This is a genomic window from Stenomitos frigidus ULC18, from assembly GCF_003003795.1.
GTDB classification, from domain to species: Bacteria; Cyanobacteriota; Cyanobacteriia; order Leptolyngbyales; family Leptolyngbyaceae; genus Stenomitos; species Stenomitos frigidus_A.
This window is the reverse complement of sequence record NZ_PVWK01000123.1, coordinates 1-12,033: the sequence shown is the minus strand read 5'-3', so window position 1 is coordinate 12,033 and position 12,033 is coordinate 1. Positions and strand designations below refer to the sequence as shown.

General features: G+C 48.6%; 11 protein-coding genes. 8 read left to right on the top strand and 3 right to left on the bottom strand.

Annotated elements, in window-relative coordinates; genetic code table 11:
• Positions 1 to 11: 11 nt before the first annotated feature.
• Positions 12 to 278 (bottom strand): FmdB family zinc ribbon protein, encoded by a 267-nt coding sequence (locus C7B82_RS22480; protein ID WP_106258768.1) that lies wholly within the window; start codon positions 276 to 278, stop codon positions 12 to 14.
• A 136-nt stretch (positions 279 to 414) separates the two neighbouring features.
• Positions 415 to 1,620: a formamidase gene (gene fmdA / locus C7B82_RS22475; RefSeq protein ID WP_106258767.1), complete on the bottom strand. Its 1,206-nt coding sequence runs from the start codon at positions 1,618 to 1,620 to the stop codon at positions 415 to 417.
• A 591-nt stretch (positions 1,621 to 2,211) separates the two neighbouring features.
• Between fmdA and C7B82_RS22470 the strand changes: the two genes are divergently transcribed.
• From C7B82_RS22470 to ureC, 8 genes are all read left to right on the top strand, one after another.
• On the top strand, positions 2,212 to 3,168 hold the full coding sequence (locus C7B82_RS22470) for a leucine-rich repeat protein (protein ID WP_106258765.1): 957 nt from the start codon (positions 2,212 to 2,214) through the stop codon (positions 3,166 to 3,168).
• Positions 3,169 to 3,206: 38 nt separating this feature from the next.
• Positions 3,207 to 4,040, top strand: a complete 834-nt coding sequence (locus C7B82_RS22465; RefSeq protein ID WP_106258764.1) for an urease accessory protein UreD — start codon at positions 3,207 to 3,209, stop codon at positions 4,038 to 4,040.
• Positions 4,041 to 4,054: 14 nt separating this feature from the next.
• Entirely contained in the window at positions 4,055 to 4,357 is a 303-nt protein-coding gene (gene ureA, locus C7B82_RS22460) for an urease subunit gamma (RefSeq protein ID WP_106258762.1), read from the top strand.
• Between the two features lie 32 nt (positions 4,358 to 4,389).
• Positions 4,390 to 4,746 (top strand): urease subunit beta, encoded by a 357-nt coding sequence (locus C7B82_RS22455; protein ID WP_106258761.1) that lies wholly within the window; start codon positions 4,390 to 4,392, stop codon positions 4,744 to 4,746.
• 99 nt (positions 4,747 to 4,845) lie between these two features.
• Positions 4,846 to 6,234 (top strand): cytochrome P450, encoded by a 1,389-nt coding sequence (locus tag C7B82_RS22450; protein ID WP_106258759.1) that lies wholly within the window; start codon positions 4,846 to 4,848, stop codon positions 6,232 to 6,234.
• A 91-nt stretch (positions 6,235 to 6,325) separates the two neighbouring features.
• Complete coding sequence (locus C7B82_RS22445) at positions 6,326 to 6,703, top strand: DUF2237 family protein (protein ID WP_106258758.1); 378 nt, start codon at positions 6,326 to 6,328, stop codon at positions 6,701 to 6,703.
• A gap of 33 nt (positions 6,704 to 6,736) precedes the next feature.
• Positions 6,737 to 7,342 (top strand): hypothetical protein, encoded by a 606-nt coding sequence (locus C7B82_RS22440; RefSeq protein ID WP_106258757.1) that lies wholly within the window; start codon positions 6,737 to 6,739, stop codon positions 7,340 to 7,342.
• Between the two features lie 168 nt (positions 7,343 to 7,510).
• The gene (gene ureC / locus C7B82_RS22435; protein ID WP_106258755.1) at positions 7,511 to 9,241 is read left to right on the top strand and encodes an urease subunit alpha; all 1,731 of its coding nucleotides are present in this window, start codon (positions 7,511 to 7,513) and stop codon (positions 9,239 to 9,241) included.
• Between the two features lie 257 nt (positions 9,242 to 9,498).
• Here the strand turns inward: ureC and C7B82_RS22430 are convergent, their stop codons facing one another.
• Positions 9,499 to 11,328, bottom strand: coding sequence for a pentapeptide repeat-containing protein (locus tag C7B82_RS22430; RefSeq protein ID WP_106258754.1), 1,830 nt, complete (start codon positions 11,326 to 11,328; stop codon positions 9,499 to 9,501).
• Between the last annotated feature and the right edge of the window lie 705 nt (positions 11,329 to 12,033).

Genomic DNA, 12,033 nt, shown 5'->3' with positions numbered 1-12,033 from the left:
CCAATGGCAAGCTAATGACCAATCATCCAAGGACGTCCACCATTATGCGTTTGGGCTTTAGGACGCTCTGGCTCACGATCGTTCGATCGTTGCACGAGCTGCGGTTCTGGGCTTTCCTTTTTCAACCGCAGGGATCCGGATAACAAAGCGGGTGCTGAAAAGAGGCGTCTGGTTGCACCCTGACAGGTGGGACAGCTAGCCGGATCGTTGCATTCTGCAATCGATCGCCACTGATCAAACACACCACAGTCGTCACATTTAAATTCGTAAAGAGGCATTTTGGTTAATAGTTGTTGGTTGTTGGTTGTTAGTTGTTAGTTGATCAGAGGATTGAGACTGAAGATCGTTTCTCCAAACACCATCAGGTTCCAAATCCACCTCTAAAAACCAACAACTAACAACTAAAAACTCTTTTTACACAGGAAGAATGGGTTTGTCGAAGATTGCCGTTGGAATGGCTACTGTACAGCAGGCGTTGGGAATATCCACAATGCCGCTCACTCTACCTTCCACCGGAGCACAGCTCAGTAGCAGGTAGGCTTGTTCGCCCGTATAGCCGAATTTCTTCAGATATTCGATCGCGTTCAAGCACGCACGCCGATAAGCAATATGGACATCCATGTAGTACTGTTTGCCAGTGAACTCATCCACCGAAATACCTTCAAACACCAGGTATTCCGAGAAGCGAGGCTCAACGGGACCGGGCTTGAAGATGGGATTAATCATGCCATACTTCTCAACACCACCTTTGATGATCTCTACGTGAATATCAATGTAGCCCGACATTTCGATCGCGCCACAGAAGGAAATTTCACCATCCCCTTGAGAGAAGTGAATATCACCCATGGATAGCTTTCCACCTTCCACGTAGACCGGGAAGTAAATGCGGGTGCCCTTGGACAGGTTCTTGATATCGCAGTTGCCGCCATGCTCACGGGGTGGAACGGTGCGTGCGCCTTCAGCTGCCACGCGCTCGAACTCAGACTTGGGCAATTGTCCAAGAATCGCGTTGGTGGGATTGGGTAGCGCTGCCAGTACTGGCTTGTCGCCCGAAAGACCAGCGCCATACGTCCGCAAATCGGGAGCCGTGTCTACCAGTTCTTTTTCCCGCTTGTTCCACTTTGCCAACAGCTCATGGGATGGCGCACAACCAATCAAACCAGGATGGATAATGCCCGCAAACTTAACGCCTGGAATGTGTCTAGAGGTGGTGTAAATGCCCTGAAAATCCCAAATCGCTTTCGCTGGATCGGGGTAATGATCGGTCAAAAAACCGCCCCCATTTTTCTTGTCAAAAATGCCTGTAAAACCCCATTCGTCGCCTTGAAGGGCACCAATGTCAACCAAATCGACGACCAGAATGTCGCCAGGTTCTGCGCCATTCACGTGGATCGGTCCACTCAAAACGTGAACGACCGTTAAATCGACATCACGAATGTCATCGGGACTGTCATTATCTTTAATCTGACCGTCTGTCCAATCTTTGCACTCAATCCGAAAGACATCGCCAGGATTAACAGACACGACTGCTGGAATATCCGGGTGCCAGCGATTATGTCCCGGCAGATCTTGCTGATCCATCGGCTTCGTTAGATCGACTTGAAATAATGTTTTAGGCATAAAACGCTCCTACGCACCTACCTACTTCAACAAAATTCTGCACGGTTCACCAAACAGATTGCAGCGATCGCTGTTCTCAACTCCTGCTAATGCCTCTAGTAGCAACAAGCGAGCAAAATCAAATCTGCACATGCCTGGGGCTAAAACCCGCAGTAACCCACTATGATTGCCTCTGAATCAGCATTCAAAGGTTCAGATAACGTTTAGACTCTAGTGTCAAGCCTGAGTGCAATCTGTAGCTTTTATCACATTTGCTGCGATCGCTCATCATCCACAGTCAGGTCTTTCTGCTTAGGCTGGTTCAGCCTGATGACAGGATTACCAAACTGCCATTAGGGTCAGGAAAGGATGGGTATGAGCAAGCGTGCGACAGTGCTGTAGAACTGTATAGACCTGTTGGGCGCTGGTATTGCTGGTTGTCTTTAGTGGGCTAATTGTTTAGACTGTTTGCCAACATCATTTTGCCAGCGTCATTGGAGCCATGAAGGTATTGTGATCTTACGGAAGCACCTAAAACGTTGCCCTTCATCGCTTTACAGGCGCTATCATCAACCAGCAGTTAAGCTCACTGTTTGCCTGCTCATCGGATGCTTGAGTCTCTCTGCACTTTCTTTTCTGGCATTTCCCCCAGCAGCACAGTCACAAGCTGCACCTGGTAATCAGGTGAAACGGAATCAGTTGAAGACGTTTGCTGATTGGTGCCTCAAAAAAACAACGCTTCCTGCTACGGCAAGACATACGGTTGATGTGCTGATGAAGCGATCGCGCACTCGTGATTGCTATCAGGCAAGTGAAATTCTTTCGAGTACCGCTACGCTGGATTTAAGCGATACCAGAATCAACGATATTAGCCCTTTACAAGTGCTGACAGAGCTGAATGAGCTCTATTTGGGCAACAATCAAATTGCTGATTTAAAGCCCTTGAGTTCTCTGACTAAATTGACCCGACTGTATCTCAGCTATAACCAGATTTCTGATCTCAGTCCACTCAAGCCGTTACGCAACCTGGACGCTCTGTATCTTGGTAACAACCGTATTTCAGACATGAGTGCGTTGCAATCTTTGGTGAATCTCACTAGCCTTGATTTAGTCTCTAATCAAATTGTTAATCTGAGCCCTTTAAGAGCGCTATCAAAGTTAAGCACGCTCGATTTGAGCTTCAATCAAATCACAGATATTAGTCCGTTGCAGTCATTAATTAGTTTGACTGAGCTTTCCATGTCAGCTCAAAAAATCGCTGACCTCAGCCCACTCACAGCGTTAGAGGATTTAACCGCGCTTGACCTGAGCGGTAATCAAATTACTGATCTTAGCCCGTTAAAAACGCTGCAAAATCTGACTAGCTTAGCGTTGGGAGGGAATCAAATCGCTGATATTCGTTCGCTCAGCACGCTTCCCAAGCTGACCACGCTTTATCTGGGCGGTAATCGGATTCGTAATTTAAATCCCTTAAAGCCGTTAACCAACCTCAATGTGCTTTACTTGCAAGATAATCCGCTGGCCAGCCTGGATTGCCCTGTAAAGCCAGAATCAATTTGCCGCTTTTGAGGCATTGCTCCGTTCTTTCACCTTGAAGTCTTCTTTTTATGACAATCGATTCCGGATGGCATGGCAGTTTACAGTTAATCTATGCCAATCGTGAAGACTCCACCCACGTGGCTTCATCCAAAGCACAGGCACCCCTCAAAATCCAGCGATCGCTCTATCCAGAAGGGAAAGCGGTTTGCCACAACGTGATTTTGCACACGGCCGGTGGGATTGTGGGCGGCGATCGGCTCTCGCTTGATATCCAACTGCAACCACAGACGCAGGCGTTGATCACCACGGCTTCGGCGGGCAAAATCTATCGCACGAATGGCTTAGAGGCGAGACAAACTACTCATGTCAAAGTCGCGACTGGCGCTCGTCTCGAGTGGCTACCGCAGGAAACGATCGTCTTTGAACAGGCAATGTATCAGCAGGACATGCGCATCGAACTGGCTCCTGGTGCTACCTGGCTGGGCTGGGAGATCACTCGCTTTGGGCGCAGTGCCAGGGGCGAACAGTTTTTGCAGGGGAACTGGCGATCGCAGACTGAAATCTGGCAGGAGGGGCAGCCCTTGTGGATCGATCGCCAATGGCTCCCTGGCAGTGAGGCGTCCTTTCATGGCACTCACGGCTTAGGGGGGTGCCCTGTGGTCGGTAGTTTTGCCTTTGTGGGACAGGCAGTGGAGGCTGAATTCATCGAAAAGGCGCGATCGCTGTGGACAAATGACATGGGTGACTTTGGCGTGACCCGGTTGCAATCGGGCTTGCTGTGTCGCTATCGCGGACATTCAACAACGGCAGTACGGCAGTGGTTTGTTGAAGTTTGGCGACTAATCCGCTTATCATTCTTAGGCTGCTCTGGTTGCGTACCAAGAGTGTGGGGAGTGTCATAGGTAAGGATTGAACAATGCAACTAACGCCACAAGAAAAAGACAAACTACTGATTTTCACGGCCGCCCTGGTGGCAGAACGCCGCAAAGAGCGTGGGCTAAAGCTGAACTACCCTGAAGCGATCGCTTACATCTCGGCTGCCATTTTAGAAGGTGCCAGGGACGGACGCACGGTTTCTGAATTAATGAGCCACGGTACAACATTGCTATCGCGTAGTGATGTGATGGAAGGCATTCCTGAAATGATCCATGAAGTACAGGTTGAAGCGACCTTTCCTGATGGTACAAAACTCGTTACTGTACACGATCCCATTCGCTAAACGTTCGCTAAAAATCAACTAATGGAGTGACTATGATCCCAGGTGAACTGTTTGTTGAAGACGGCGAGATTGAATTAAATGCAGGACGCGAAACAGCGACGCTAGCTGTGGCAAATACCGGCGATCGACCGATTCAAGTCGGCTCCCACTTCCATTTTTACGAAGTTAATCAAGCGCTGAGATTCGATCGCGATCGGGCTCGTGGGATGCGTTTGAATATTCCCGCAGGTACAGCGGTACGGTTTGAACCAGGCGACGAAAAAGACGTGACGCTGGTTGCCCTTGCAGGTAGCCGCGAAGTCTATGGCCTCAACAACAAAATTGATGGAGCCCTGGACGGAAAGAAAAGCGACGGAAAGAAGAAAAATGAAGGGAAAAAGAAAAAGTAAGGGCTGATTGCTAGAATCCATACATTAGAGTCTTTTCTCGCAGGAAAATATAAGGTCAGTAACGCTTTGCATTGACCAATACCGAAGGATTTAGCCACTATGCCTACGACTCAACTGCCCCCCGGTCCTGAGGTTAGTCCAATGATGCAAACGGTGCAGTGGCTTAAAGACCCACTCGCCTTTATGGAAACCTGTCGACAACAGTATGGTGATATCTTTACTGTCAAAATTGGACCCTTGTTTTCGCCGCAGGTGTTTGTCAGCCATCCGCGTGCAATTCAAGAGATTTTTGCCACCGATCCCAAAAACCTCGATTCAGGAGCCGATGCGGGTATTCGTTCACCGCTGTTGGGCGAACAGTCATTGCTGACGATCGCAGGCGAACCACACCGCAGGCAACGACGGCTGTTAACGCCACCGCTACATGGCGAACGGATGACTGCCTATGGTCAACTCATTCGCGAGTTGACTCTGCAAGCAACGGCATCGTGGGCGATCGATGACCATCTGGTTGCCGTCTCCCTCATGCAGCAGATTTCCTTCCAAATTATTCTCAAAGCCGTGTTTGGCTTACAGGAAGGAACGCGAGCCCAGGCACTTCAAACGTTACTCCTGGAACAGTTAAACCCCGGTCAGCCATTACTTCAGGGGCTATTGTTTCTCTTCCCCGTGTTGCAGCGAGATTTTGGACCCTGGAGTCCGTGGGGGCGATTCCTCCAAAAGCTGAAAGCGATCGACAATTTAATCTATGCCGAGATTCAAGAGCGTCGATCGCAGCCGGATGGCGATCGCAGCGACATCTTATCGTTAATGATGGCCGCACGCGATGAAGCCGGAGAGCCCATGACCGATGTGGAACTGCGTGATGAGTTAATGACGCTTCTCATTGCGGGTCATGAAACGACGGCAACGATGCTGGCATGGGCGATGTATTGGGTTCACTCCTTGCCACACGTGCATGAGCGCTTGCAGCAAGAGTTGAACACGTTAGAAAACCCAGCCGATCTCAACGCCATCATGCGCTTGCCGTATTTGAATGCCATTTGCCAGGAAACCTTTCGCATCTATCCTGTGGCAATGTTGGCACTCAATCGTGTGGTCAAAGCACCGATCGAGATTATGGGTCACCACTTTGAACCGGGAACGTTGCTGGTTCCCTGCATTTATTTGACCCATCACCGTGAAGAGCTGTACCCAGAACCCAACCAGTTCAAACCAGAACGTTTTCTAGAGCATTCCTTTGCGCCGTATGAGTATTTGCCCTTTGGCGGGAGCAATCGTCGCTGCATTGGCATGGCGTTTGCCCAGTTTGAAATGAAGCTGGTGCTCGTCACACTGTTGCAGCACTGGAAATTTGCCTTGGCAGACGATCAGCCTGTCCAACCTGCGAGAGGTGGCGCACTCTTACGACCCAAAGGGGGCGTGCATCTGATCGTCAAAGGCAAACAGACTCACCAGCCATCCGTATTGGAACCGAGTTTGAGCTGAAGTTGAATGGATTATAAAATGGTGGACGATCGTGTTTCCATCCATTAGTCGTACGATCGATACAGCCAAGCGGTGGAGCAGGAGCAGAGGCATGACAGACGCAAAGAATGTGATGGGAAAAAAACTTGAGCTTTGCTGCACCGATCCCATGACCGGCTTTTTCCGTAATGGTGTCTGCGAAACAGGGCCGCAAGATTTGGGCACGCATGTAGTATGCGCTCAAGTGACCGAAGAGTTTTTAGCCTTCACAAAAGCTAGAGGCAATAATTTGAGTACGCCAGTCCCGGCATATAATTTTCCAGGGTTAAAGCCTGGTGATCATTGGTGTTTATGCGTTGCACGCTGGAAAGAAGCGTTGGATGCAGGCGCAGCACCCCCAATTCTGCTGTCTGCAACCCATGAGGCCACTCTCAATGTGGTACCACTGGCGGTCTTGAAGGAACACGCTTTGGATCTATCAGTGAACTAAAGCCCTCAGCAGAAATTTAATCAGGGAAATTCTATGCTTGCTTGCAAGACTTGCCGCCCTCACGCATACTGCGGTTCCACATGTGGCGATCGCGTCTGTCTAGTTGCGTCTGCGATCGCCCTCACTCTGGCAGTCTTCCCTGCCTATGCGGCTGAACCACCCACGTCTGCGTTGCCCAAGCCCGATCCTCAATTAGAACAACTGCAATACTTTCAGGGCAAGTGGTTGTGTGTGGTCAAACCAGTGGGTGCTCCTGCTAACAGACCCGCAGAACCGTTTACCTGGGAAATCAAGCGCGAACTCAACAACTTCTGGTTTTTGGGGCAGGTGTCAACGAAGCAAAATATTGCCATCACTCACGACACGCTAGGCTACAACACCCTGACCAAGCGCTTTGGACGCACCATTTTGACAGGTGATGGTCAATTTATTAATCTGCTATCAGAGGGTTGGTCTGATGACAAGTGGGTCTGGGAAGGCAGCGTGGTGCGCGGCACCCAGAGAAATGGGCTGCGACAAACGATCGTGAAAACGGGCGATCGCGCGTTTGAAGCCGCCTACGAACAAGCAGATCTGGTGAAAAAAGACTGGCAACCTGTGCTGAAGGAAACGTGCCGCAAAGCAAGTGAACCAATTTGATGCTTGTCCAACAGTTTATCGCCGATTCTGTCGTCGATTTAACTCGCTAAAGACGGCTAGAGCGGTATTCTAAGGAAGCTGAAGCCCCAATGGCAAACGCGGATCGTGATGCGATCGCTAGGGTTGCACAATGTTTGATCGGTTACAGAATTGGAGTGAGGAGTCCCCATGAGTTACAGAATGAATCGCCGCGCCTATGCGGAAACGTTTGGTCCCACTGTGGGCGATCGCGTCAGGTTAGCCGATACCGATTTGATCATTGAAGTCGAAGCAGACTACACCACCTACGGCGATGAAGTCAAGTTTGGCGGCGGCAAGGTCATTCGCGACGGCATGGGGCAGTCACCCATTACAAATGCCGATGGTGCAGTGGATACAGTGATTACCAATGCGCTCATTCTCGACTGGTGGGGCATTGTTAAAGCCGATATTGGCATTAAGGACGGCAAAATTCACGCGATCGGCAAAGCTGGGAATCCCTATATTCAAGACAATGTGACGATCATCATTGGGCCCGGTACCGAGGTGATTGCGGGTGAAGGCATGATTCTCACCGCAGGTGGTATTGATACCCATATTCACTTTATCTGTCCCCAGCAAATTGAAGTAGCGATCGCGTCTGGTGTCACGACGCTCGTGGGTGGTGGCACCGGGCCAGCTGCAGGAACGAGCGCCACCACCTGTACACCCGGCCCCTGGAACATTTACCGGATGCTACAAGCGGCCGATGCCTTTCCCATTAACATTGGCTTTACGGGTAAGGGCAACAGCGCAAAGCCAGAAGGATTGGTGGAACAGGTGGAAGCAGGCGTGATCGGTCTGAAGCTCCATGAGGACTGGGGCACGACACCTGCGACGATCGACACCTGCCTGAGTGTTGCCGATGACTATGATGTGCAGGTCGCTATCCACACCGATACGTTGAACGAAGCAGGCTTTGTCGAGGACACGATCGCGGCGTTCAAAAATCGCGTTATTCACACTTATCACACCGAAGGTGCAGGTGGCGGACACGCACCCGACATCATCAAAATCTGCGGCGAACTCAATGTCTTGCCCTCGTCCACCAATCCCACACGTCCCTACACCCAAAACACGCTGGATGAACATCTGGATATGCTGATGGTTTGCCATCACCTTGATCCCGCGATCGCCGAAGATGTTGCCTTTGCTGAATCCCGCATTCGTCGCGAAACGATCGCCGCTGAAGATATCCTGCACGACATTGGAGCCTTCAGTATGCTGTCGTCTGACTCACAGGCAATGGGACGCATCGGTGAGGTCATCATCCGCACCTGGCAAACCGCCCACAAAATGAAGTTCGATCGCGGCTGGTTGGCTCCCCACACCGAAGGCACCGTCGAATCCCACAACCGCAACGACAACTTCCGCGCCAAACGCTACATCGCCAAGTACACGATCAACCCCGCGATCACCCACGGTATCGCCAACCATGTTGGTTCCGTCGAAGTTGGTAAGCTGGCTGACCTGTGCCTGTGGCGACCGGCTATGTTTGGCGTGAAGCCCGAAATGGTCATCAAAGGTGGCTTGATCGGCTGGGCGCAAATGGGCGATGCCAACGCCAGCATTCCCACCCCGCAGCCAGTTCACATGCGCCCGATGTTTGCTAGTTTTGGCGGCGCGATCGCGGCAACCTCCCTCACCTTCGTCTCCAAAGCTGCGCTCAAGAAAGGCATCCCCGACCAACTCGGTTTGCAAAAGAAAGCTGTTGCGGTCTCCGGCATCCGCAAGCTCACGAAGAAAGACCTGAAACTCAACGATGCCACACCCAAAATGGAAGTCGATCCCGAAACCTACGAAGTCCGCGCCGACGGAGAACTCCTCACCTGCGAACCCGCCACCGTCCTCCCCATGGCACAACGCTACTTCTTGTTCTAGATTTCTGCCCAAATTGCGGACTGATCAATGGGCTTTGTATTGCTATGACTTAGTAAGCTGTTCAACATTTAAACTGGGTATTCAGAAGGCTGAAACCCTTTGCCAGATTAGATCGTCTCGAAAATTCAAATGACTAACAGCTTACAGCCCTCAACTCGTTTCCGAAACTCCCTCGAAACAGATATCTTGACCGACTCGGCTATTCTTTCGAGCAAAGTTTTTATGGAGTGAGAAAGGGCAAGATACCAATCACTGATTTACAAGAAATCATTTACATGCCTGCTGTTCAAATCCGCAGCCTTCTTTATTACCAATTCTTGATGCTTCTCTAGAGCTGGCGTAACGATCGCTTGTTCAATTACCTTAATTAAATTTGAGCAAGAATCATACTTTAATACATCCAAGACCCATTCTCCATGCTTTTGTTTCAAATCTTTGAACATGGCAAATGGCTCTTCTCCTTCATGAATAATTGGCACAAATGGAATCATATAGTTTGGAACGGTTGCTTGCAGTTCAAGTGGACTAGATTTTGGATTGGTAATATCAGCAACAATGAAAAGACACAGTCCAGCAAGTGTTTGAATTGTCTCAGTGAAGTCTCGCTCTGTTGGTTTTTCAAAATCAAAAACTATCGGCACATAGCCTAATTGATGCAACTTATTCCGAATAGCATCTAGAATAACTTTCCTCTCTTTTGAAAATCGACCGAGTATAAGAACAACCTTTTTGGCAACAGTATCAATTACTTTGCAAATTTTAGGATTGTCAAGAATTAAGTAAAGAAATTGAGCAATCTCTATATCTTCAATCGTGATGATAGAACTATCGCTAGGAGCAATATTCAAATTAGATTGAACAGTTCCATCAAGTTTTAGATCCCAGGCAGAAACTCCCCAAATTGCACAACTTTTAAGGTTTGCATTTGTGAGATTGGATCCAACCAATCTTGCTCCACGTAAATTTGAATTGCTTAGATCAGAATCAGTCAGATCCGCCCAACTGAAATCCACCCAACTAAGATCCGAATAGGTAAGATTTGAATGATTAATTTCAGCAAAACTAAGATCAGCTTTTCTGAGATTCGCTCGGCTTAAGTTTGCGCTACTGAGTTCAGCTTTGGTAAGTTTAACTTCGCTTAGATCCGCGTAGCTGAGATTTGCATTAGCTAGATTGGCATCATAAAGATATGCTGAGTGCATATCCGACGATTCGAGATTTGCCTCACAAAGATTAGTTGAGCACAGATTCGCTCTCTGTAGCTTTGCATAACTGAGATTTGCCCCGCAGAGATTTGCTTCATCAAGATTTGCTAAATTAAGAATTGCATGGCTTAGATCTGCTTCACTCAGATTTGCCCCTTCAAGCCTAGCTTGACCAAGATTGGAATTGCTCAGATCTGCATGAGCTAGGTTGGCAGCATGAAGATTAGCTGTGAAAAGATTTGCATTGTTTAGATTTGCATTGCTCAAATCTAATCCTTCAAGCTTTGTTCCTCCTAAAACTGCTTGCATCAAATTTGCAGCTTTAAAGTTAACCCCATGTAAGTTCGCTCCCAGAAGATTAGCTCGACTTAAATTAATATCAGAGAGATTAGCCTGACTAAGATTCGCTTTAGAGAGATTAGCTTGGCTGAAATTTACTCCGTTGAAGGTCGCGCCGTAAAAAATTGCTCTGCTTAAATTAGCACCACTAAAGTTCGCTTGACTGAGATTTGCATCAATAAAATTCGCACCAACAAATCTAGCTTCAGTAAGATTGGCTTGGCTAAAGTTTACCTCAGACAGAGTTGCTTCAAAGAGATTTGCACAATGTAAATTTGCATGACTCAAGTTCGCATGGCTGAGATTTGCTTCACTCAAATCCGCTTGACTTAGATCTGCACCACTTAAATTTACGCCTTTGAGATTTGCTCCAAAAAGGTTGGCTTTTCTTAAATTAGTTCCTCTTAAATCAAACTTAGTGAGGTCTTTGCCGCTGAGGTTGGCATTTGATAAATCCGGCTGAGTCTGGCGATGATTACTCCTCCACCGTTTCCAAGCAGACTCACCTTGCATAAGAAACGCTAAGTGTTGACGATCAGCCATACAAGTTTGGTTTGAGTTAGTACGTGCATATTACCCCTCATTTTTAACGTAAGAAGTGGAAAAGCTACAAATTTTTTCTAGAGATATGCCCTTGAGGGATGCATATGAGTTACTGAAAACAGTTTTTAACGGCACTTCCGCATGTGCTTAAATTGCGAAATGCTATCCCTGTTCCTCTCCTTCTCGTTCATCCTTATTAAATCTCCCAACTGAACCACTATGCACTGAAAGTGCATAGGTTCCTGAAGGGCTGAAAGCCCAAGTTAACCCGTCATCGCCTAGATCGTCGTAAAAGATCTGTTACCTCAGAATCTCTCGTGCTATCGTTCTTCCGACAAGCTCTTTCACGGCTAACAACCTCGCTATCAGAAGGTGTGTAGCAGCTAAAGCCTCCCACTAAAGGATACCGTTGGCGAAACATTGCTTAACACCACAAGGACAATGTCACCGATGCTCATTGGCAACAAGGGGAGAGGCACCAGTGAAATCTGTAGAAAAACTGAACTGGTTGGACCTGGGTGCTGGGTTTAGCGAGCATGAATAAAAGAGCTTCAAAACGAGGAGCCATTGCCATGTCGCTTCAACCCCAATCGATCCCTCCAGTGCCTGAAGAAACCGCTCGTGTTGCTCAGGCAGCCTTTGCTAAAGGCAACGTCTACATGCGGATGCGCGACGAACTGGGAAGTTTATATGACGATGCATCAT

Coding starts and splice junctions, on each gene's coding strand:
- C7B82_RS22480 (WP_106258768.1), bottom strand. CDS start 278: ATGCCTCTTTACGAATTTAAATGTGACGACTGTGGTGTGTTTGATCAG.
- fmdA (WP_106258767.1), bottom strand. CDS start 1,620: ATGCCTAAAACATTATTTCAAGTCGATCTAACGAAGCCGATGGATCAG.
- C7B82_RS22465 (WP_106258764.1), top strand. CDS start 3,207: ATGACAATCGATTCCGGATGGCATGGCAGTTTACAGTTAATCTATGCC.
- ureA (WP_106258762.1), top strand. CDS start 4,055: ATGCAACTAACGCCACAAGAAAAAGACAAACTACTGATTTTCACGGCC.
- C7B82_RS22455 (WP_106258761.1), top strand. CDS start 4,390: ATGATCCCAGGTGAACTGTTTGTTGAAGACGGCGAGATTGAATTAAAT.
- C7B82_RS22450 (WP_106258759.1), top strand. CDS start 4,846: ATGCCTACGACTCAACTGCCCCCCGGTCCTGAGGTTAGTCCAATGATG.
- C7B82_RS22445 (WP_106258758.1), top strand. CDS start 6,326: ATGACAGACGCAAAGAATGTGATGGGAAAAAAACTTGAGCTTTGCTGC.
- C7B82_RS22440 (WP_106258757.1), top strand. CDS start 6,737: ATGCTTGCTTGCAAGACTTGCCGCCCTCACGCATACTGCGGTTCCACA.
- ureC (WP_106258755.1), top strand. CDS start 7,511: ATGAGTTACAGAATGAATCGCCGCGCCTATGCGGAAACGTTTGGTCCC.
- C7B82_RS22430 (WP_106258754.1), bottom strand. CDS start 11,328: ATGGCTGATCGTCAACACTTAGCGTTTCTTATGCAAGGTGAGTCTGCT.